General features: G+C 58.0%; 19 protein-coding genes and 3 pseudogenes. 13 read left to right on the forward strand and 9 right to left on the reverse strand.

Annotated features, from left to right (window positions below; all coding sequences use genetic code 11):
• Positions 1-492: 492 nt before the first annotated feature.
• A complete protein-coding gene (locus tag NKH16_RS32565) occupies positions 493-711 on the reverse strand; it encodes a hypothetical protein (RefSeq protein ID WP_352903571.1) in 219 nt (72 codons plus the stop codon).
• Between the two features lie 159 nt (positions 712-870).
• On the opposite strand from NKH16_RS32565, the gene NKH16_RS32570 reads away from it, so the two are divergent.
• Positions 871-1269, forward strand: coding sequence for a hypothetical protein (locus tag NKH16_RS32570; protein WP_352750740.1), 399 nt, complete (start codon positions 871-873; stop codon positions 1267-1269).
• A gap of 226 nt (positions 1270-1495) precedes the next feature.
• The gene (locus NKH16_RS32575) at positions 1496-1633 is read left to right on the forward strand and encodes a hypothetical protein (protein ID WP_352750742.1); all 138 of its coding nucleotides are present in this window, start codon (positions 1496-1498) and stop codon (positions 1631-1633) included.
• Here NKH16_RS32575 and NKH16_RS32580 read toward each other — a convergent pair.
• From NKH16_RS32580 to NKH16_RS32600, 5 genes and pseudogenes are all read right to left on the reverse strand, one after another.
• Entirely contained in the window at positions 1630-1827 is a 198-nt protein-coding gene (locus tag NKH16_RS32580) for a hypothetical protein (RefSeq protein ID WP_352903573.1), read from the reverse strand. The genes NKH16_RS32575 and NKH16_RS32580 overlap by 4 nt on opposite strands.
• A 660-nt stretch (positions 1828-2487) precedes the next feature.
• Positions 2488-3714, reverse strand: coding sequence for a pilus assembly protein TadG-related protein (locus NKH16_RS32585; protein ID WP_352903575.1), 1227 nt, complete (start codon positions 3712-3714; stop codon positions 2488-2490).
• 187 nt (positions 3715-3901) lie between these two features.
• Complete coding sequence (locus NKH16_RS32590) at positions 3902-4093, reverse strand: hypothetical protein (RefSeq protein ID WP_352903576.1); 192 nt, start codon at positions 4091-4093, stop codon at positions 3902-3904.
• Positions 4030-4260, reverse strand: a pseudogene (locus tag NKH16_RS32595) (transposase zinc-binding domain-containing protein); the annotation flags it as partial. The gene NKH16_RS32590 and the pseudogene NKH16_RS32595, both read right to left, overlap by 64 nt.
• Before the next feature lie 801 nt (positions 4261-5061).
• Positions 5062-5361 (reverse strand): hypothetical protein, encoded by a 300-nt coding sequence (locus NKH16_RS32600; RefSeq protein ID WP_352903578.1) that lies wholly within the window; start codon positions 5359-5361, stop codon positions 5062-5064.
• A gap of 230 nt (positions 5362-5591) precedes the next feature.
• Between NKH16_RS32600 and NKH16_RS32605 the strand changes: the two genes are divergently transcribed.
• The 7 genes from NKH16_RS32605 to NKH16_RS32635 all read left to right on the forward strand — a co-directional run bounded on the left by NKH16_RS32605 (position 5592) and on the right by NKH16_RS32635 (position 13958).
• Positions 5592-6734, forward strand: coding sequence for a helix-turn-helix domain-containing protein (locus NKH16_RS32605; protein WP_352903593.1), 1143 nt, complete (start codon positions 5592-5594; stop codon positions 6732-6734).
• A gap of 420 nt (positions 6735-7154) precedes the next feature.
• A complete protein-coding gene (locus tag NKH16_RS32610; protein ID WP_352903580.1) occupies positions 7155-8804 on the forward strand; it encodes a putative bifunctional diguanylate cyclase/phosphodiesterase in 1650 nt (549 codons plus the stop codon).
• Between the two features lie 174 nt (positions 8805-8978).
• Positions 8979-9500: a ubiquinone biosynthesis methyltransferase UbiE gene (locus NKH16_RS32615; RefSeq protein ID WP_502896732.1), complete on the forward strand. Its 522-nt coding sequence runs from the start codon at positions 8979-8981 to the stop codon at positions 9498-9500.
• Positions 9497-10675: a methyltransferase domain-containing protein gene (locus NKH16_RS32620; RefSeq protein ID WP_352903582.1), complete on the forward strand. Its 1179-nt coding sequence runs from the start codon at positions 9497-9499 to the stop codon at positions 10673-10675. The genes NKH16_RS32615 and NKH16_RS32620 overlap by 4 nt, the downstream gene beginning before the upstream one ends.
• On the forward strand, positions 10672-13038 hold the full coding sequence (locus tag NKH16_RS32625) for a SpoIIE family protein phosphatase (RefSeq protein ID WP_352726028.1): 2367 nt from the start codon (positions 10672-10674) through the stop codon (positions 13036-13038). Before NKH16_RS32620 ends, NKH16_RS32625 begins: the two co-directional genes overlap by 4 nt.
• Before the next feature lie 2 nt (positions 13039-13040).
• Complete coding sequence (locus tag NKH16_RS32630) at positions 13041-13601, forward strand: slr1658 superfamily regulator (protein ID WP_352450369.1); 561 nt, start codon at positions 13041-13043, stop codon at positions 13599-13601.
• An 18-nt stretch (positions 13602-13619) separates the two neighbouring features.
• Positions 13620-13958 carry a slr1659 superfamily regulator gene (locus tag NKH16_RS32635; protein WP_352450368.1) on the forward strand — a complete coding sequence of 113 codons (339 nt, stop codon included), beginning with the start codon at positions 13620-13622 and terminating at the stop codon, positions 13956-13958.
• Positions 13959-14168: 210 nt separating this feature from the next.
• Here the strand turns inward: NKH16_RS32635 and NKH16_RS32640 are convergent, their stop codons facing one another.
• Together NKH16_RS32640 and NKH16_RS32645 are read right to left on the reverse strand one after the other, a co-directional pair.
• Positions 14169-14333, reverse strand: a complete 165-nt coding sequence (locus NKH16_RS32640; protein ID WP_352903584.1) for a hypothetical protein — start codon at positions 14331-14333, stop codon at positions 14169-14171.
• 58 nt (positions 14334-14391) lie between these two features.
• Positions 14392-14869 (reverse strand): annotated as a pseudogene (locus NKH16_RS32645) (IS110 family transposase); the annotation flags it as partial.
• Between the two features lie 114 nt (positions 14870-14983).
• Here NKH16_RS32645 and NKH16_RS32650 point away from each other — a divergent pair.
• On the forward strand, positions 14984-15295 hold the full coding sequence (locus NKH16_RS32650) for an SOS response-associated peptidase family protein (protein ID WP_352903586.1): 312 nt from the start codon (positions 14984-14986) through the stop codon (positions 15293-15295).
• Positions 15296-15964: 669 nt separating this feature from the next.
• Here the strand turns inward: NKH16_RS32650 and NKH16_RS32655 are convergent.
• A complete protein-coding gene (locus tag NKH16_RS32655) occupies positions 15965-16489 on the reverse strand; it encodes a helix-turn-helix transcriptional regulator (protein ID WP_352779582.1) in 525 nt (174 codons plus the stop codon).
• 779 nt (positions 16490-17268) lie between these two features.
• Between NKH16_RS32655 and NKH16_RS32660 the strand changes: the two genes are divergently transcribed.
• The 3 genes and pseudogenes from NKH16_RS32660 to NKH16_RS35135 all read left to right on the forward strand — a co-directional run.
• Positions 17269-17706 (forward strand): hypothetical protein, encoded by a 438-nt coding sequence (locus NKH16_RS32660; protein WP_352903588.1) that lies wholly within the window; start codon positions 17269-17271, stop codon positions 17704-17706.
• Positions 17707-18478: 772 nt separating this feature from the next.
• Positions 18479-18781: a hypothetical protein gene (locus tag NKH16_RS32665; protein WP_352903589.1), complete on the forward strand. Its 303-nt coding sequence runs from the start codon at positions 18479-18481 to the stop codon at positions 18779-18781.
• Positions 18768-21836: pseudogene (locus NKH16_RS35135) on the forward strand (ATP-binding protein); the annotation flags it as partial. The gene NKH16_RS32665 and the pseudogene NKH16_RS35135, both read left to right, overlap by 14 nt.
• Between the last annotated feature and the right edge of the window lie 290 nt (positions 21837-22126).

The following is a 22126-nucleotide window of genomic DNA, read 5'->3' on the forward strand; positions in this document are numbered from 1 at the left end:
GGGATACAGCTGCATAGCATCCTGCGGCGGCGATGGCCCAAGCTCCGGCACGTAGGACTGCGCGGCTGCCACGGCGGGCAGCATGGTAACGAGGGAAAGTACCAGGAGAGCTGCGACCTTCTTCATTGCATGTCCTCAAACTTGCACCGGCAGATGATCGGACCATACGCGGCAAGATGAAAGATGGTTGCGGCTATTTTCCAATGATATGTTTAAGTTCAAAGATCAGACAGAGACGGCGGCTGCGCGCATGTGATTTCGGAGTGGCGAAGTAGCCGCGTTACCTACGCGCCCGGCAATTGGATGGGCAGGGGTCCTAAGAGGAAACAGGCGGCGAAATGGGTCAATGTATTTCTCTAGGGCTGCCGGTTGGTAGACGCGACGCCGCCGACGCGCATATGATCTTCCACGATCCGTGCACCGGGCACACCCGATCCCCGCCCACACCCTGTGCTTGCGCCGAGCCGAAGGGTGCGGCGCGCTTTTTTGCGTTTACGGGTCGCTCATCGCTTGGCAAATGAGCGCAACTAAGCGATGGAGCGCGCCTTTAGGGCGCCAGGCAAGGAAATCGTCCACGCTCAGCCAGTTCACCGGATTTGACTCAACATTTGGCCGGCTGAATTCCACATAGAGATGCAGATCGTCAGGCACAAAGACGAGTCGCCACGTTCCCTTTGCGTCGGCGGCGAGGCTGTAGGCGAGGACGGTCATGGCAATCACTCCTTCGCCCCGAGATTGCCTAGTCCGCAGGGCAAATCCATCGCAAGAAGTTGGTGTTGACAGCGCTTTTTTGCGTTTGTCGGACGCGATTGACCTGCACTCCCGATCATGAGCGGAATGAGAACATTCAGTGGGGGCAGGGGTCGGGAGATGACATTTCAGGCAGTCGCTTTGATGGTGACATTGGTCGCCGCAACGCCCAACAGTGATTTGCCTCCCAACGCGGTTGAAAGTGTGCGGATGAAGGCTGAGACCGTGATCACCGAAAGCCGCAAGATGAAAGCAAAAGGGATGATGCCGGCGTCCATTGACTGCCGAATCGATAGCATCTCCGGAACCGCAGCGGTTTACTCGATGAAAATCGTCTGGGTGCCAAACGAGGCCGGCATTATATGGCGCTTCGGAGTAGGCACGGCCGAAGAAAACGCCAAACTAGAAGAAGGAAATCGGGCGTCAGGTATTCGCAACGTTTGGTCGAAGCAATTGATCGACAAAGCTTCGGGCTGGCACGCCTCGTGTGTGCTTTGGGAGGGACCGGGCTACAGATGAAATGCCTGCTGCCCTTACACAGCGCGTAGGTTCTCATCGATTTCGCCATCGACATTTCCGGCACGCCTGCCGGGACGAGGTCGACAGCTTCATCATCCTGCCGCCGTCAGGCGCGCGGTCGCAATCGGCCCTGCGCGGGGGCTCGAGGCATTCCTGAAGAGCTGTTTTTTCCCGAATACGATTTTACTGCCAACGGCGAAATTTTGCGGTCGACGACGACTACCAGGTGTTGCCGATCTGCGGCGTGGGCGGCGACGAGCCGGGCACGCTGCGGGTGCTCGACTATGCTAAGCAATCGGTGATGATGGGCATCGCTGCCGCACTTAAGGCTTTCAGGCTTGGCCGGCCCCGGGCGCTGAACTAGCGGGACCATTGCTCTGCGGGAAGCGGGGTGTGCTGCGGCTCGGCGTGATGAAACACCTGTCCAAGATCGCGCGCGTCGAACGTCTGACCGCAAAGTGGGCAGTAGACGAAGTGCTTCGATTCATCCTCCACTGGCCCGTCATGCGGCTTGCCTTGGTAGCCGGTAGCGATGTTGTCGGTTCTGATCCTCGTCATTCATCCGCAACGCAACCATCGGGTATTGGTTTCCGTGCGGAATCACGTTCGTTCACTCTGGCTAATATAAGCTTTGTACCTACAATTCAGTGGTGAGTAAAATTGTAAGCACCGGCTGCGGCCGGCTCGAGTTCATTCCGCCTATGGAGCCAAAAGACGAAGAGCTTCACGGTCCAGGAATACGAACTGCTGGGCGTCGAGCGTGAGCCGGGCAAGGCGGCATTCGCCTTGCTGGCCGAGCCAGGCACCGGGAAGTATGTCGGTTCGGCGTTCATCAGTCTGGGCCGCGACATGAAGGAACGGCTGTGGAAGCGGGCAAGGAACATGGCGGCCCGCCTCCGGGCGGCATCAAGAAGCGACCGGCGACGCAGTGGGTTGGGCCAGGCGTGAAGCTGCGGATCAAGCACCTTCGTGGCGGACATAAGTATATACGCCATGCGTCGCTGCTTGGCTTCGGCGACGATCCGGAGCGTCCCGGAAAATAATGACGAGCCGCTTCGCTGCGGGTCAATCAAGTAACTGATACAATCCGCTGATTGATTTAATTCGTTGTCACGACGAGGCCAAGCGTGCCTTCGATATCGGCTCTCAGTCCAACACGGAAGCAAGAGAACCTCAAATGCAGTCTGTCTCACAACACTGCGCTGGCTACAGCCAAGTTCATTTCATCAGTCTCGTTGCAGAATTCGTTGTCAATAAGTCACTTGCGCCAGCAAGATAAATTGAGCCATTGCCGTTCATCTCGATCCGGTTGACCACAAAGATGCGAGGCTTACTGTCGGTCGACAATGCACCGCCACCTGTAAGAAAAAGCTTTTGTGACGGCAGATAGACTATACCGCCTAGATCTGTATCGCCACCGCCAATGAGCGTGGAGGTTCTCTCCACGCCTTGGGGTTTTTGAGCTAGCGCGATCCCCATCCACGGACCGCTGGTCGGCGCCGTCAGGCGTAGCTTGGCGCCGGCCTGCATTGTGGTGGTGGCCTGATCGTCGAGTAGAACGATGGTGGTACCGTCAGCTGCATCGAGAACCGCGCCGGAGGAGAGCGAAAGCCCTCCCGTCCTGATAACATACGTTCCCGCGGCAAGATTGACCACCGCTCCGACCGATAGAGTGAGCCCTCCACAAAAAGTGCCGGGAATGAGATTTGCGGTGGCGTTTTTGATCACCAGGTTATTGTAGGTGCACACATTGTCTGTTGGCCAGACCAGTCGGGAGATAATGGGATCTGCCAGCTCTTTCTGATTGAAAAGCGGTTGAGGGTTGAAGCCGGCAGACGGCCCGGAGGGGCCGACGACTGACGTCACCAATGTCCTGATGGACGATGCGCCATTCGTGGCTAGTGCAGACCCCGATCTTGAATTCACCTGCGCAACGCATTTCTGGCCATTTATCGATGAAGACCCCGAATTCGACCATGCGTTCGAGGCGGACCGATCTAACACGAGAAGACAGACTGGGTATCGCGGATAGGCAATCGCGGTTGCGCTTCGGCTAATATCAAGTTTATCGACGCCAAGGATTGCCGAGAAGGCCAATTCCTGCGGTTGGTGCAATACAACCGTCACGATTGTGGGATTGGTTGTTCCAACCGTCTGGTGGGCGTCACCACTATAGGGACTTCGCGTGGCCACAAAGGTGGGGCTGGCGAAAGTATCAACGTTCTCCTGACGCTGTTCCGATGTCATATCACTGCTGTTCGCGCTTGCCACGGCCAACTGAAGGGCCGTGGAGTCGGCTCCCTCCTGCAACTGTTGGGCAGTTCGGCTCACGCGCGCAAAGTCTATCGCCACTCCGACGCCCAAAAGCACGACTGGCAAGACCAACGCAAACACCACAGCGAGGTTGCCGCGTTCTGTACGCCAAAATCGTTCGTTCACTCGCATGGAAGCCCCCTTCATTTAGCTGGGACAAACCTAGAGGCAGCATATGGAGGGTCCGTTTCGCGAGCCGGTAAAGTTGTCTCGATCCCAAATCAGCTTGCGGGGAGCAGCTGAATCAGCGTCTCAAATTCACCACGATGACGCCGCCGAGCGCCAGTGCGCCGCCGTCTGGCGCCGGGTCTGGCGATCGTCAAGGCCGGCCCGCACGCATCATCGCGCGCGCGATGGCGAGTTGCGCTTCGACCTTGGCATTTTCCTTTTGCGTCATGTTGTCGGCTGCGATCAGGCGACGGAGCGACCGCATCACCTCGCGGGTGCCGCCAACCGGCCCTGGCACTTCAGGCAGTGCCGGTTGCGGCAGGAGTTGTAGGCGATGCGCCATTGGCCGCAGTCCTTGCAGGCCTCAACGTGACCGCCGAGCGCTGCGGTGCGGCAGTTCTCGATCGCCGACATGACCTTGAGCTGAAGAAGGCTCAGGTGACCTGTCTGGGCGGCCCGATACGCAGACCCGGCTGCGCGGCGACCTCGATGGAAGCGCGCACGGCTCAGCCGTCCGGCGAGATCTCTGCTGGCCTGAAGAGGCCAAGCTTGTCGAGCGGGCTCGTGACGGTGCGCACCGCACAGAGTGGCGTGAGCCGATAGGCTCGGCTGATGTTCACCACCGGTCGGCCCGCCTTGCCGTGTGAATTTGTATCCCCTTTAGACTCGTGAGACCGTTCTGCGAGAATGTCTGGAAACGAGCTCATATTTGCCGGTGCTCGATCGGTGACGAAAGCGAGACGGACGCGACCGAATAGCCGCGAAACCATCGCCGCACTCGCTTGCGCCAAGATGGCAGCAATCGAGACTTCCGCGACAGCAAGGTCCGCTTGCACCAAAAACGACCTACCGAAGCAGATATCAACCACTGGAGGGAGTAGTATTGAAACCACTGTGAACCCGTGCCCGCGGCGGTTTTCAAGTCCGGTGTCTTGGCAATAGCGCGTCGCGGCTGAACGGATTCATGCGACGCGCCTTCCCGCAGCCTTTTGCCAATGAGACTTGACAGCCGCAAGTAGTTGGCGCTCGCTGGTGTGAGCATTTCGAAAAATGGCCACGACCATTACTGTCAAGATTTCGGCCGCCGGGTCCAAAGGGTCGAGATGCTCATCCGCGCAGACCTGATCGAACACGCGTTCGCAAATAGCCAGATCATGAGGGCTGAGGCAGGTGCGATTGAAATACCGAGGCGGCATCTGTGCGAACCTTTCAGGGCCCCGCTACCGTGCTTGCGGCGGGCTTTTTGCTGATGAACCGCTAAAGCGGTGGCTGTCAAAATGACATTGTCATCTGCAGTGACTAGGAATCAATTTACTTGGTTCCTGATTGCTCCTTTATTAATCCTAGCATAACCGCACACTCACGCGCTTTATATTGTCCGGCAATCATAAGTCTATAGTAATCCTGCCGCTTGTTTTCCGGGACGTGAAATCCGCGCCGAAATTCGGCTGCCTCTTTCGGAGTTCGAGTGCAACCGAGTTTGCTGGCGGTGACTTTCAAACTCGCCAGTGAGCATCCGACCTTTGCCGCAATATTTTTCAACGGCTCGTTGTTACCGTATCCATCCAGAATTATCCTCCGACGAGCTTCGCTGTTGAGCCTAGTGGCCATTTTTGTGGTCTCCTCAACTAATATTCCACGATGCCCGATTCTATACGCACCAGGCTGAAGAGTGTCGTTGGCGTCACATCCAGAAACTTATCTCGGAATGCATTTCTTGCCGTAATCCAGCGTGATCGCCGTTTCAGTCGACTCGAGTTCACCAGTCTTGGCAGATGCCCGAAGTACACCACATGATTGAGAGGGGCATGGCATACCCGATTCGGATATGGCACCACGCTATGGACACTAAGAGGCAAGACGAGGTCCGTGCGGGGCAGCCGCGGGACCGTGATCGGCGTCGTTGGCCACGCGAAGGTCAACCCCACAATGACGACGCTCCATCGCCCGCGCCGGCGTTCGAACCTCTGCCCTTTTCAACGCTGGAACTGGCGCCAGGGGATCAGTTCGCCGCTTGGCAAGCGCATATGGCGCCGCTTGTCGAGGTAAGATTGCCGGATGACAAATCGTTGAACGATGGCTTTCCCGCCGACCACACGGCTTGGAATCTCGGTGGCATGCTGATGATTCAACAGCGCGCGCCGGCACATAGCTTCATGCGTTCCGCCGCGAAGCTCCGCTCCAGTTCGATCGATCACTGGTATATCGTCTTGCCTCGTACCGGCCGGTCGTGGACGGAGATCGATCGCCGCGTTGCGGAAAACCAGCCGGGCAAATTGGAGATCAGATCACTTGGCTATCCGTTTCGCGGGAGGGTAACGGACTCGGAAAGTCTCTTTCTCTATCTGCCGCGTGATTTGTTCTCTGATGCGGCGTCAACCCTTGATGCAAAGAACAATTCAATTCTGTCGGGTAACTTTGCCAACCTCTTAGTCGATTACATCAACAGCATCGAAGCAAGGCTGCGCAGTCTCACCGCTGAAGATCTACCCGGCATCGTGCACGTAACACGCAGCATGATCATTGCCTGCGTCGGGCCTCCGGCCGAACAGGCTGCGGCCGCCGAACAATTGAGGAGCGTCGCTCTAATGGAGCGAGCGCGTCGATACGTCCAAAACAATCTGGATGCAGCTCGTCTCACACCGGATTCAATGTGCCGGGCGCTCGGCGTATCGCGCTCTCGTCTCTATCAGGTGTTCGAACCGAGCGGTGGCGTTCTCCATTACATACAAAATCGCCGCCTTATGGCAGCCCATGTTGCGCTTAGCGATCCTGCGGACAGGCGGCGCATTGTTGAAATTGCTGAGGCCTTTGGGTTTAGTTCAGCGGCTAATTTCAGCCGAGCATTCAGCAAGGAATTCGGTTACAGTCCCCGCGAAGGCCGCAGTACTGTGGTATTGCCGCGCCCCGTCCACTCTGTTTCACATGCCGGAGGCCAGGAGGCCTCTTCCTTTGAAGGTTGGCTCAAGGCGCTCGGAAACTGATTACAGGATCGCGAAGCTGATTGGGCGGACTTAGAAGAGGGGTTGCCCGGGGCGGCGAAGGTCACGCCGCCTCATGGACCACAATATTTTCGTGTCGCGCCTATTGCGCATCAATCACAGAGCTGATTCTCGCCAATTCACGGTTTGTTAACGAACTGTGACGGTTCATCGTTATTGATAATTTGCCGCCAATCACGGCGGAGCATACATGGAACTAGGCTGCGGGGGGCTCTTATTAAGAGTGCGATTTGAAAGTTTGCCAAGCTTGACAGTTATGCTATTTCTAGACTGGGGGGCGCGAGTCTGCACCGCCTATGGAGGTGGTTCTTGCCCTCAGAGGCTTCAGGCGTCGGCACGGAGAGTGAGGGGCCTTCATCGAGCGACGCTCCAAGTGTCGGCGATGGGGTTCTCGCAGACCTTTTGGCGAACACGACCGAACTTTTGTCGTTCTATGACCGTGACTTTCGCCTGACGCACTACGCGGCCAGGCTCAAAGGGTTGTACGGAGGCGCGGTAGCGCCGGGCGCCGCCGTCTGGGAGATCTACCCGAGCTTTCTCGATGCGAGCCATCGCGACGAATTTCTTCGTGTGTTCCAGGGTGGCTCTCCGGCCAGCATCGACTTGCCGCGAACATCGGGCGGAGCGCACCGGTCAGTTTTTGTGTTCCCCACGGCAAATGGTGCGGGTATCATCGAATTAAGGAAGGACGGCGGGCGGAGCGCAGCCGAGGAACAAGAACATGTAGTTCTGCTCCATCAGGCGACGCACGACGTGCTGACTGGACTGCAGAATCGGCGGCGATTCGGCGAGCGGCTCCAGCAGGCAATGGCGGCCCTCGGCGGATCAAAGCCGAAAGCCGCCCTTCTGCAAATCGACCTTGACGATTTCAAAGCGGTCAACGACACGCTCGGCCATGGAGCAGGCGACACTCTTCTTCAACTCGCGGCGGGTCGTATCCGCGACTCGCTGCAGGACGGCGAATCCGCCTACCGGTATGCCGGCGATGAGTTCGCTGTCATCCAATTGGGAAAGGAGCAGCCAGCAGAGGCTGAGCGCCTTGCCGGATCTCTAGTCGACGCGTTCAAGGGCCCGTTCGTCATCAACGGCATTCCTGTGTTCGTCGGCTCGAGTATCGGAATTGCTTTCGGGCCGGAGCACGGGACCGACGGCGAACAGTTGATGAAAGCCGCTGACATTGCTCTTTACGCGGCCAAGACAGATGGACGCGGCTGCGCTCGAACATTCAACCGTTCGATGCTGCTCTTGCTCGAGCAACGCGAGAATCTGAGGCGCAGCCTTCGAACCGCGCTGGAGCGCGGCGAGCTTTATCTGGAGTATCAGCCGCTCATTCAGCCTCCCTCGTCAGTGACCGGTTTCGAAGCGCTGCTGCGGTGGCGGCACCCCGAGCTCGGAATCATTCCACCCAACGTGTTCATACCGATCGCCGAAGCCGACGGTCTGATGGACGAGATTGGACGATGGGTGCTCGAGGAAGCGTGTCGCCAGGCGTTGACGTGGCCTTCCTCGCTGACAGTCGCAGTGAACTTGTCGCCGGCTCAGTTCCTTAGCGGTTTGCTGACGGACACCGTCGCTCAGATCGTCGACGCAGTTGGGCTTGAAGCCGACAGACTTGAACTTGAGATAACCGAGAGGGTTCTACTTGAGAAGACGATCGACAACATAGACACATTAAATACGCTGAATGTCTTGGGAATTCGAATATCGCTAGACGATTTTGGAACATACTATTCATCGTTGAGCTACCTTAAAAATTTTCCCTTCGATACGTTGAAGATAGATCAGTACTTTATTGCGGACTTGGAGACCGATCTCAAAAGCCAAACGATCGTGCGATCGATCATGAATCTAGCGCACGGCCTCGGGATAAATGTCACTGCCGAGGGGGTCGAGACCCCGGCACAGGCACGGTGGCTGATCAAGGAGAATTGCGATTGCCTGCAAGGCAACTTCCTGGGAAAGCCGCTTGGAGCCGAGGCGATCAGCAGTTTCATCAGGCGGTCCCCGCTGAGGGTGGTACGCGCGATGGAGGAATCAAAACAAGCGCTCTAGCGCCTTGCGGCCTTCGTTAACGGTGAGGCGGAGATTTCTAGAACGATCGAGGCAGATACCGCGCAATTCCTCGAGTGGGTGCGAGACAGACTCATCACGGGCGCGGAGAAATTTTTCATCGCGGAGGCCATCACCCCGCGAGAGCTCAATACTGATGGAACAAGTGAGATGCCGATGGGACCTATTCATCATGACCTGGCTGGCGAGCCGACTTTTGAGCCGATGATCCAGATCGACATGGAAATCAAAGCTTTTGTCTCCGCTTGGAAGCATTGCGATTATGTCTCGACATACGTGGCCCGGATGATCAGTCAAAACAGGTCAGACTCGGTCCACCATTCAAATCTCTTTTCCTCCGCCTTCAACGAATTGCTGGAAGTCGCCTTTCGTACTCGCCATGCCGACGGCGAACTGGCATGCAGGGTGTCTCGCCATGGCGCGACGGATAGGATCGAGTTGACATTTCCTTGCGTGCCGGAGGAGCGCCAATTCTACGAAGAAGCCGTGTCGCAACTTGCAGGAATAGAGGCCAGAGAGCGATACCTCAATTCGGTGTCCGGGGATCTCGCGCCGAGCCGCGAGGTCATACTCCTGGAACTGGCTGTCGACTACAACGCGACACTCTGGATCGAGGACGCGGACGGCGATGCAATCAAGCTTGTCGTGGATCTTCCGCTCGAGGGCCTGCAAAATTGAGCCCTTACGACCTTCTCCCGCGCTTCAAGGCGCAATACGACGCGAACAACCAGGAGTTCTCCATATCGGGAGTGGTCCGGCCTCAGGCGATCGATGAGCTTGGGCCCAGCATAGCATTACTTCGCGATGCGATCGGCCGTGTGCGCGGCGTTCTCTACGTCAATGTCAGGCGCCTGACGCAGATGAACAACGCGGCGTTTCACACCTTTTCGAGGATCATCATCGACGCTTGTCGCGCTCGACCCGATCTCAAATTCGTCGTCATCACGTCAAGCGTCGTCGGATGGACCTCGCGAAAATTCGGTCGCCTGAGCGGAATTGAACCGAACATCACCGTCGAGGAGTACGACACTGAATTTTATCCGGGGCAGGGTTTTCTTGAGGAAGGCGGGTTCGTACCCATCCTTCGCACTCAGACAAAGATGACTTGGCGCCACGAGCGCACAATCTTGCCGCGACACGGCATGAGGCCCGGGATCGTCATGGCCGATGTCTGTTGCGGGATCGGTGATTTCGCCGTGCTCGCGCAGAAGGAGTTTCAGCCATCGCGGATCGTCGCCCTCGACCACTCCAGATCAAGCCTGAACTATGCTCGACAAGTGATGCGGGAATTCGACATCCGGGGCATCGAATATACTTATGGCGATGCGTCGGAGATGCTGCTCGACCAAGCGCAGTTCGACTTGGTCACCTGCCGACATTCCCTTCAAATCTTCAATCGACCTGAACTCATCCTCAAGGAGCTCTACCGCATCTGCAAGCCAGGCGGGCGGGTCTATATCACCAACGAGAAGAATTCGCATTGCCTCGGCGAGCCGCGCGCCGAAAGCATTCGTTGGACCTACAACGAGGTGGCGAAGCTGTTCGGGCATTTCGAGATGGATGTCGAGCTTGGGCCCAAGAGCCGGCGATACCTGATCGAAGCCGGATTCGAAGACATCCGTGTGGAGACCTTCATGGTCACTAACCTGGACGGGGATCCGCAGGACTTCGCCGATGTCATTGCGGCCTGGGCGGACGTCTATGCGGGCGAGATGGCGACCAGACGCGGCGATGGACCGGAGTTCGTCGCACGCTTCCGGCAGGGCTTCGAGGATCATATTTTCGCTGCGCTCCACCCCAAGGGTTATGCGGGTTGGCCGATCTGGGTCGCATCGGGGCGACGGCCGCAATGAAAGCCAACGATGAGCCCACACCGCGATTCGGCCTGCGCTCCTTTCGAGCGAAATTCGTATTGGTCGTTGGCGGCGCGGTATTGTTCGACCTCCTTTTGAGCGGTGGCCTGGCGCTTTGGAATGTTCAAAAGCTGTCGCGCGACGCAACATCCGAAGTCGGTGAGGGCCTGACGATCGCAAACCAGGAATACATTCGTTCCTATGCCGAATCGACAGCGTTAAGCGTCGACCTGCTGCTCGATCGAGTCCATGGGGACGTCAAGGCGTTGGCCGGCGTGCTGCAGGCCCAGATCGACGATCCAAGCAGGCAACAACAGGTCGGAGCCACGCTTTCGCAGGAGGCGCCGGGCTCCGTGAAGGTCGTCTACGACTCGCGGGGCGATTGGGCGCAGAACCTGCCGGGAGCGCCTTCCGTGGTCAGCGTCTGGGGCTACCTGCTGGGCGCCGACCACAGTCCGCTGCCAAGCGTTCAGCAGGAAATAGAAGACAGCACCGTGCTGGACCTCGTTGCGCCGACGCTCATGGCCAGCGGGTCGTCCAAGCTGCAAATGTATTATATTGGTCCAAAGGAACGGCCGATTTTCAGGACGGTGCCGTATACGGACCAGGCACAGACCTTCGACCGGCTCTACCCAGGCCACAACAAGGCAGAGTTCTGGGAGTTCTTCTTTCCGGGAATCTATGGGTCATGGCAGCAATGGGCCAGGGATCCAGCCTCACGTCCGGTCTCTGACGATATCACCCAGACAGCGCCTTACACCGATGCGATCACGGGAAAGCTAATCGTCAGCTTTTTCCACCCGCTGTGGACGCGCGATCGCACCGGTATCGCTGGTACGGCGGGAGCAGACATCACTCTCGATCAACTCGCGGAAGTCGTCGAACGTGTGAAGATCGCTGAGACCGGGTTCGGCTTTCTCACAATGTCGACTGGCAACGTCGTGGCGATCAATCCCTCAGGCCAGGCAATCATCGGCCTGACTTCATCGAGCGATGCGGGCACCCAGGGCGTCACCGGCCTGGAGAGGTCCCTGCGGGGAAGTACGCAGCCGGCTATCGCGTCGCTGCCTCTCGACCAGAACAATGACGGTGTCATTCAGCATGTCATGCTCGCCGACAAGGGCGAACGCGTACCCTACATTGTTGTCCTCAAAAGATTAAAGCCGACCAATCTGTGGAGTTCGGGACCGATCAAGTCCGAAATGATGTCGGTCGGGATCGTCGTTCCCGAACGGGAGATCTATGCATCCCTGTTCGCCGCGCAGAAGAGTATTTCCCGTGCAACCAACCGTATCCTGCTCTTTCAGATCGCCGCGATCGTCGTTTCGCTTCTGATCGTTTTTGCCGCCGTGCTCGGAATTTCGAAGCGGATCACCGCGGGCCTCAGGGCGCTTGCCAGCGCCGCCCAGCGGCTCCAGTCCAAAGACTATTCAGTCCGAGTGAGCATCCCAACGCGCGACGAAGTTGGAGCGGCAGGGGTCGCTTTCAACCGCATGGCTGAGCAGATCAGCTTTCACACGGAAAACCTCGAGCAACTCGTCGACGAACGAACAAGGGAACTTGGGGACGCAAATCAGGAGATTTCCGCACTCAACGAAAAGCTGCAGGACGAAAACGTTCGCCTTGGTGCTGAACTCGCGGTCGCCAGACAGATCCAGATGATGGTCCTGCCGAAACAATTCGAACTCGAAGCGATTCCGGGGCTGGAGATCGCGGCCTACATGCGGCCGGCCGACGAGGTCGGCGGTGACTATTATGACGTCCTGCAGAACGGGTCACGGGTCAAGATTGGCATCGGCGACGTGACCGGTCATGGTCTCGAGAGCGGCGTGCTGATGCTCATGGTCCAATCCGTTGCACGCGCGCTGCAGGAGACCAATGAGGGGGATCCGCATCAGTTTCTGGATCGGCTGAACAGAGCGATCTACAAGAACATCGAGCGGACGAACACCGGCAAGCATCTCTCGCTGGCCTTCCTTGACTTCGAGGATGAGCGGGTAACGCTATCCGGCCAGCATGAGGACGTTCTCGTCGTGCGTGCGGACGGGGACGTCGAACGCATCGACACGATGGATTTGGGTCTGCCGGTTGGCCTGGAGAATGACATCTCGAAGTTCATTGCCACGCGCGACATCCTGTTCGGCAGTGGCGACGTGATCGTGCTGCACACCGACGGTGTGACCGAGGCGGAAGACCAAGACAGAAGGCTGTTCGGGTTCGAGCGCCTCTGCCAGAGCGCACGAAAACGTCAAGGCGGGAGCGCCGAGGAAATCAAAACCGGGATCATCGAGGATCTCATGGCCCATATCGGGATCCAGAAGATCCACGACGACATCACCCTCGTGATCATAAGGCACACATAGCCATGACAACGCTGTTCGGGACCCCTGACGTTGCAATCGGGATGAAGGAGAGCGTCAGTCGCGTGCGGCTGTTCGACGGACCTCTCGACTTGAGTTGGCGTCATTGTGCCACGACCTCGGACTTCATCGCCGATCTTTTCGCGTTGCGCTTCCGGTCGTCCCGCAATGACTACATGGAAGTGCGGCATAGTATCGGATATCTGGTCAACGAACTCATCGAAAATGCGGTCAAGTTTCGCGCACCAGGTGAGATCTTGATCGAGGCGTCGATGGATTCGGAGTGCTTCAAGCTCAAGGTGTCGAACGACGTCGATGGTGAAGATGCCTCTAAGTTCCAAAGTCTCCTGGCAGATCTCACGGTTGGCGACCCCGTGGACCTGCTGATACAGCGAATTGAAGAGAATGCCGCCAACCCCGACATGGCAGGCTCCGGACTTGGATTGCTGACGTTGATGAGCGACTACGGCGCACGCCTGGCTTGGATATTCAGCGCCGCCGACGAAAGCGATCGGCTTTGCGTGGAGACATATGCCTCTATTCCGATCTCGCAAATTCACAACTAGAAGAAACGAAGCCCGGCTATGGAAATCAAGACAGACGACTACCGTGTGTGGACTGAAGGAAGCGAAATTTTCTTCGACGGTGCAATGCGGCTTGCCAGTTCCGAGGCCGGTGCGCCTATCTCGGCGTTGGCGACCAGTGTTCTTGCCTGTAATCCCGCTTCCATTACGCTCAATCTTAAGGATCTTCACTTTCTAAACTCTTCCGGCATCAACCTGCTCGCGAAATTTACCATCGAGGTGCGCAAGCATCCCGATGTTCGACTCGTCGTGCGTGGAACGCCAGACATACCCTGGCAATCGAAATCATTGCCGAATCTGAAGAAGCTGCACCCCGCTGTGGTGCTTTTGATGGACTGACGAAGGTCGTCCGAAATTAGCCAAAGGACGGCGTGCAAGAGCGCTGCAAGAGCGAGATATGTACGCCCGGATAAGTATTCGGATGCGAGGCTAACGACAATTTGGCCACGTGCGCAGATGCTCGCAATGGCTTGGGGGCTGGCACAGGCGGCAGGCGTCCGGGTTGGGGGGATGTCGGGCCGCCTGTGCCGATCAGCCGTCGCTGCGCAGTCAGAAGTGTGGCGTCGTGCAGTCGCGGTCCACGACCGTGAGATAGATCGTGTAGCTCGACGGCGAGGGCGACTTCGGCAGTGGCACGCGCTTGCCGGGATCAAGCAACTTCGCGAGCGTCCTCGCAAAGCCCTTGTCGAGCAGCCCCGCGACCGGCTCACGCATGTAGGCAGGAATCCGCGATGTGCGTGTCCGTACGCCGAATGCAAGCCGCGCGGCTTCGAACGCGAGATGCAGCCGCTCCGAAGTTCGGTAGCAAGCCGCGGGGATCGTTCTCAACGGCAATGGCCTTTTCCTGCAAGAGCTTGCGGGCGGTCAGCAGCGCCCGGCGCTTCTGGCTCGTCAGGGTTTTCACATGCACCGGGCGAAACAGGTGACTCGCATCATCTGCGCATCTGCGCAATGCCGCGGGCATCATTGCGGTCGGTTTGTTCACCTGGGCCTTAAGGAAATGCCTTGGTGTGGCGGGTCTCGATGCAGATCACCGGCAGGCCGGCCCTGGCCGGCCTTCGAACAACCACTGCGACAAGGCCCGGCTTCAAGCCCAACCCGCTCAACCCACCAACTGGGCTCCTTGAGCACCCGTGCCAGATCCTCCGGATGGCTCGCCGTCTTTATCTCGCGGCAAATCTGGCCTGTTTCGTCGACAATGCAAATGGCGTCTCTTTCACTGACACATCCAATCCCGCATAATGATTCATGCTGCGCTCCTCCCTTCTGATGCTTGTGGCTGCCCATGCAGACCACGTTTATCATCAGCGTGAAGCGCAGCACCTTCGATCAACGCCAAGAGCGAGACCGTAAAGACCAACGGCATGTTCAAAGCCGCCTATCAGTCACGCCGCGCGCTGATGCCGATCGACGGCTTCTTTGAATGGAAGGACATCTTCCGGCACGGGCAAGAACAAACAGCCCTATGCCGTCGCGATGAAGTCGGGCGAGCCGTTCGCCCTTGGCGGCGCTCTGGCAGTCGCGACCCCGCTAGCGGCGACAACATCCGCACCTTCACGCTGCTGACCTGTGAGCCGAATCCGCTCATGGCGACGATCCACATCCGTATGCCGGTGATTCTGACGCCCGAAGACTACATGACCTGGCTGACGACCCCGACCCGGAACATCTCATGAAGCCGTTTCCAGAAGAGCTGATGACCATGTGGAAGATTTATTTTCTCTCGTTGTACGTGTGAGCATGCTTCTGAATCCGGTTCTTTGGCCATTATGAGGGGCACAGACAGGCAGGCAAAAGCATAATCACAACGTGACAACCGGCGGTTCAATCTGCGGAGAGAAAATACAAAACGACATGATCGCCCTTTCCACCCAATTCGATGCCATCCGCCCGGAAAGCGGACGATAGTCAAGGTCGTCGGCACGACGGCACCAGCGCATTCTCGCCGAAACTTGTGCTCGTCACAGATGTCGACGGGACGCACGTCCAGGCTTTGGACTACGTCAAGAACAAGCGGCCGGGGGCATAATAGGGCAACCACAAGGCCGTGATATCTAAGGATTCTGCGTGCGGTAGAAGGCGCAAATTACAAACACGATGCCAATGAGGCGCATCAAACCAGGGGAATATGAAGAGGCTACGAAGTAGGCGACCCCAAGCACAGCAGTAGCTATCAACCACCTGCCTGTGTGCTTGTCCCTAGACGCCATTGCGGCTTTGGTGCGTGCGAGTGACTCTCTTTTTCGAGATTCATGCTCCTGCTGCCCGCCCCGCGCCATCGCCCAACGGAAAATCAAAGCGTTTCGGGATTGGCTATCTGCTGAGATGGATCCAAACGACGGCCCTTATGGCAAGACTGAAATGCGCCCAAGAAGAGCCACCAGTTCCGCCTGACGTTTCGTTTCGGTCTTGGCGAACAGCGAGGCAAGCTGGGAGCGGATCGTGGTGCGGCTGAGGCGCCAACTGCGGGCGATCTCCAGCGGCGCATCGCCCTGAGCCAAGCGCAACGCCAAGTGCGTCTCCGCGCTCGTCAAGCCAAACATCTTTTGCAGTGTCTGAGGATTTGGCCCCGACCTGTTCTCGCGATCCAGTAACGCCACAATGCTCGTTCCGTCAGGAGCGACAAACCCGTTCTCGTTCAATATCACCGGCCTGTCGCCGTTGCTGCGGATCACCACCCACGATAATGAGCCCGGCAGGAAATGGGCCGGAACATTCGCGAGCAGCCGCCTCAAAGCCACCGAAAGACCGCTGGCCGTATCGGCCACTTCTCCCTGGCGCTCCAGCGTGGTTTGAGCGGCTGCGTTCCATTCGAGCACTTTCCTCTCGCGGTTCAGCACGAGATAGCCGCAGCCGATGCGATCAAGCATGCCGGTTATGGATTCCAGGCTGCGTGCTCTTGGCTCCCCGACCCCTGCGCCCGATGCACGATCTGGAGGAAAAACATAAGAGGGCCGCGTCGTATGCGCCTCATGGTTATACTTGGTCGTTGTCGCAATGTATCGGCTACCCGAAGCAGGATCACTATGTCTATCCATCAGAGTCATTTTATACCCCTACCCAATAAAGCTACTCGTGATCTGCAGAAAGTCTTCAAGTGATGTATCCGTCCGTAATAACCTAACTCGACATCTGATGATTACACTGTCAAGATTCCCAGGATTTGCGCCGCAATCGCGAGATTTATACTGTCCAGAGATCATCAACTGGTTGTAATCTTCCCGTTTGTGTTCCGGCATATGAAAGCCACGCCGAAATTCCGCCGCCTCCGTCGGGGTTCGAGTGCAACCGAGTTTACTGGCGCTGACTCTTAAACTCGCGAGTGAGCATCCGATCTTGGTCGCAATATCTTTTATTAAGGTGTCCATGAAGAATTACCTTGCGACGGGCTTCGCTTTTGAGCTTTGCGTTCATTTCGGGGGCTCCTCAACTACGCGTTCACAACACGCGATTCTATACGAATCAAATTGAAGATTGTCGTTAGCTTCACATCCAGAAACGTATCTCGGAGTGCATTTTTTAAGATTTCTTCATGCCGCCAAGCTGCCGATAATATTGCTGCTCACCTGTTTCCAACACCACACAGCCCTCCTACGAAAGGGCAAGATTAATAACGAGCGAGATGGCGAGAAAGAAAGGTGGCATAGGGGTGCTCGCCCGCCTCCTTCGGATTTATTCTTTACCCGCTCCGCGCATCGCATCATGGGACTACCCGGCCTGGCAGCCGGAATTCAAACCTGGGGAATTCACCGGCGCCCTGCGTGCCGACAATGACAACACTCGTTTCCGCGGCGGCATGCGTGCGGTGCGCTGGCCGGCCAAAGAAGATCCAGCCGCAGCGCTTGCCGTGCTGCAAGAGATCCGCGACACCACCGGCCAAACGCGTACGGAAGGCGCGCAGGGTTATCTTAACCCGCGAGACGCCAATCCCGACGACGCCGAGACGCATGACGTGCCAGGCGACGAGGTGACGTCTGAAACTATGGTGGAGCCGGCACAGGATGGGCTCGACGAAGTGTGGCCGGAGGTTCTGCATCAGATACGGCCGTCAGAGCGTGACATATGCCGGGGCGTTGGGCTGGATTGAAGGGCCGCGCACGGGATGGAGCGAGCCGCTAGGGTCAACGCGGTGGGCACCGGCTCAGCCTTTCAACCGTCTCAACTATGGCCTTCGCAAGCGGGCATCAAGGTCCGCGTGAAGCACCTCCGGGACGAGGAAGACCTTCGGCACGCCTCGCTGCAGGATTTTTGGGATGAAGACTAGAACGCCGTCTGTGTCTCCAAGACGCGACAACGCAAAGTTCACCGGCCCGGCCAAGCGCCGACTATTTGACAAGCGCGCAAATGGCGTATGCTGTCAGCGTCCAAGCTGTTGGGGACGTAGCGGCTACATGCGCTTGTGCTACCCACCCTGGAGCTGGGGAAGTAACCGGCAAGCTCCTAGAAATTAGAGCATTTGAATTTGACGCGCTGGCACCGCCACCTATGACGACTTTTGGCTTGGGACACCAAGCCTGTGCGGATTTGTCTGGGCTTGTATCACTCGCGCTTGAATACTGGGTGATTTCCCAACCGCCGACGCCGTCCTTCCCCGCCGGACCCTCAGCGCCCATTGCACCTTTAGGTCCCTGCTTGCCGGGAAGACCTTGTGGACCGACAGGCCCTTGGGGCCCTGGGGGGCCTGCCGTTGTGCAACCTGCAAGAAGGGCGACGCATGCTAGAGTGATAATAATTCTCATGACCACCTCCCCGGTTTCCCGGTGAGTTGACGACAAAAAACATTCGCCAAATCAACCGAATGTACCACCACGCGATTGTCGTGGATAGGAACGCGATCGGCGGCTAACGGAACGTCGCATATGCGCCGTGACGACGGGCAGCCAGGAATCGTACGTAGAGTGTTGACGCGCCTTCCTTGCGGCCTTTTTCAAGGTTATCGGGTCATCGTCCAGTATGTCTTCTCGGTTTCGCCTCATGTGAAACCCTTGCACAATTCCCAGGCGCTCGCCCGGTCTTTGCCGACGGAGACGCAGCGCGAAGCTCAGGAAGCCTTGGAGAAGCAGGTTGCGCAACTGAAACCCGAGATCAACAAGATCAACCGGACGCTCGCAGAGCGCGCTGAAGAGGTGGTCCAGGAATTGTTGGCACGGCCTTATTCATAAGGACATCAAGCCGTCGAACATCGTCGTCGATCTCACAATCGGTAAAGCCTGGCTGACGGGTTTTGGAATCGCCTCTCGGCTGCGACGCGAACGTCAGTCGCCTGAGCCCCCCGAGTTCATCGCCGGCACACTCGCCTACATGGCGCCAGAGCAGACCGGACGCATGAACCGTTCAATCGACTCTCGGAGCGACATCTATTCGCTTGGCATTGTGCTCTACGAAGCGCTCACAGGAAGCCTCCCATTTGCCGCGACCGACCCGATGGGATGGGTGCACTGTCACCTCGCGCGCACGCCGGCGTCGCCAAACGAGCGCGGAATCGCGACCCCCAATCAGATCTCCGCAATTCTGATGAAGCTGCTCGCCAAAGTCCCCGAGGAACGCTACCAGACGGCAGCGGGCCTCGAGAGTGATTTTCGGCAGTGCCTGGTCGAGCGGGAGGCGCGGCGTGCCATCGCCGCCTTTCCACTTGGCGAACGCGACACATCCGATCAGCTCGTCGTCCCGGAAAAACTCTATGGTCGCGAAACCGAGGTAGAAACTCTGCTCAGGTCCTTCGATCGGATTGCGAGGGAGGGAACCTCGGAGCTGTTGCTCGTTTCCGGCTATGCCGGCATCGGCAAGTCTTCCGTGATCAACGAATTGCACAAGATCCTGGTCTTGCCGCGCGGCCTCTTTGCCACGGGCAAATTCGACCAGTACAAGCGCGATATCCCCTACGCGACCTTGGCGCAGGCCCTCCAGAGCCTGATACGCCCGCTTCTGAGCAAACCGGAAGCGGAATTGGCGACGTGGCGCGATCAGTTTCACCAGACATTGGGATCGAACGGAGCGCTGGTGATCGATCTCGTGCCCGAACTGAAATTCATCATAGGAGAGCAGCCGCCGGTCCCCGACCTTCCGCCGTACGAAGCCAAGGCCCGCTTCCAGGTGGTGTTTCGCCAATTCATCAACGTGTTCGCACGGCCTGAGCATCCACTGGCTCTGTTCCTCGACGATCTGCAGTGGCTCGATCTTGCAACACTGGATCTGATCGAAGATCTCCTCACCCAGTCCGACGTGCGCCACTTGATGTAGATCGGTGCGTACCGTGACAATGAGGTCGGCCGCGACCACCCGCTGATGCGCAAGCTCGAGTCGATCCGAAAATGCGGTGCCAGCGTGCGGGAGATCGATCTTGGGCCCCTTGCGAGCAAAGACTGGGCCCGGTTGGTCGCAGATGCGCTGCGCTGCAAAGCAAAGGCGGCCGCACCCCTTGCGGCGCTGATCTATGAGAAGACGGCGGGAAACCCGTTCTTTGCGATACAATTCATCTACGCCCTAGTCGAAGAGGACCTGCTCGCCTTCTCTCGTGACAAAAGCGCGTGGCGCTGGGATCTCGATCGGATCGCAGCAAAGGGCCATACCGACAACGTGGTCGACCTGATGGTCGCGCGGCTGAGCAGGCTTCCGACCGAGACTCAACGCGCGCTCCAAGGCCTGGCCTGCGTCGGAAACAGCGCCGATGCCGCGACGCTGCGCACAGTTCTCGAGCACGAAGTCATCGCCGATCTATGGGAGGCACTTCGTGTCGAGCTTATCGTTCACTCGAACGGCTCCTACAAGTTCGTGCACGACCGGGTTCACGAAGCCGCCTATTCCTTGATCCCGGAAGCGTCCCGCGCGGAAGCGCATCTCGGAATTGGCAGGAGGCTCGCGGCGAGGATGCCGGTGGAGCGGCGCGAGGAGGCGATCTTCGAGATCGTCAATCAGCTCAACCGCGGCGCGGCTCTCATCACATCGATCAATGAACGCGAGCAACTGGCGGAGTTCAACCTGATCGCCGGCAAGCGGGCACAGACGTCAACCGCGTACGCCTCCGCTCTCAATTATCTGGAGATCGGCGCGGCATTGCTCATCGATGACTGCTGGCAGCGGCGCCACGATCTGGTCTTCTCAATCGAGCTGGCGCGGGCCCAATGCGAATTTGTTTCTGGAGCCGTCGACCAAGCTGAGAAGCGACTGAGCGCGCTGTCAGGCCGCGCCACGACTACGATCGAGCAACCCACCGTCGCATGCTTGCGGGTGGATTTGTACATGTCGATCGACCGAAGCGACTATGCGGTGAGCGTCGGTCTGGAGGCGCTTCGGAAAGTAGTCGGCATCGAGTGGTCCCCACGTCCGACCGAGGAAGAGGCCTTTAGCGAATACCAAGGCATCTGGGTTCTGCTCGGTGATCGCACGATCGAGCAGCTGACTGATTCGCCTTTGATGACGGACCCGATTTCCCTGGCAACTCTCGATCTGCTCGTCAGGGTCGCCGTCCCTGCTTTCTTTGTATCGTCCCATCTGTTTGCCGTGGCGGTCTGCAGGGCCGTCAGCCTCAGCCTTCAACATGGCAACAGCGATGCGTCGTGTATTGCCTACGAATTGTTTGCGATGCTGGCCGGACCCCATTTCGGAAACTACGACGCCGGATACAGGATTGGCCGACTTGGCTGCGAGCTCGTCGAACGACCTGAACTGCAGCGCTTTCAGGCGAGAACGTATGAGACCTTCGGGTTCGTCATACCCTGGACGCAGCATGTCCGCGCCGGGCGAGATCTGCTGACCCGGTCTTTCGAGATCGCAAGTCGAACCGGCGATATTACCTATTCCGGCTATGCCTGCGGCCAGATCACGACCAACTTCCTGTTGGCGGGCGATCCTCTGGTCGAGGCACAGAAAGAAGCCGAAATCCTTTATGGAATAGGTGCCGAGGCATCCCAGAACCTCTATGTCGCGTTGAACTACTTTTCAGGCGTCCGCTCACGGGCCAACGAGAGGTTCCTGGAAACCTACCACGACTCTTTTGGAGAACTGGCGCCGGCCGTCAATCAGGCCTGCCAATCCTGCTATGACGGCGTCAATATCGTCGCCAGCCTAGCAAAGAACCTGGGAAGATCGGATGCCGCCGCGCTAGCCAGGAGCTTTAGGCGCCCGGTCAGCGGGCGGCCGATAGGAACAATCGTGATCCACCTCTCTCGTTCCACGGATCACATCGCCCTGACGGGGCTTCAGATTACTCCGCGTTAGCGTTCGCCAAGGTATCGAGGGCAGGCGCAAGGCGCTTTGCCAGCTTCGCCAGCGTCGACCGGGAACAGTTGGTCGCCTTCACGGTGGTGTTCCACCGGCGATCAGACCGTGCTCGCTCCTCGCGCCGAGGACGGACCTTGATTTGCGATTTGCAGACGCTGGAGCCGGGTACGGAAAAGCCCGCCGCCTGAGCTGCGCGGCGGGCTTTTGGTGCATCAACCCACGGTAGACCGTCTGGCCACGACTAGGTCAGGATAATCACGATCTTGTAGGTATTCGGGTCGACGATG

This window comes from Mesorhizobium sp. M1307 (assembly GCF_040318155.1).
Taxonomy (GTDB): Bacteria; Pseudomonadota; Alphaproteobacteria; order Rhizobiales; family Rhizobiaceae; genus Mesorhizobium.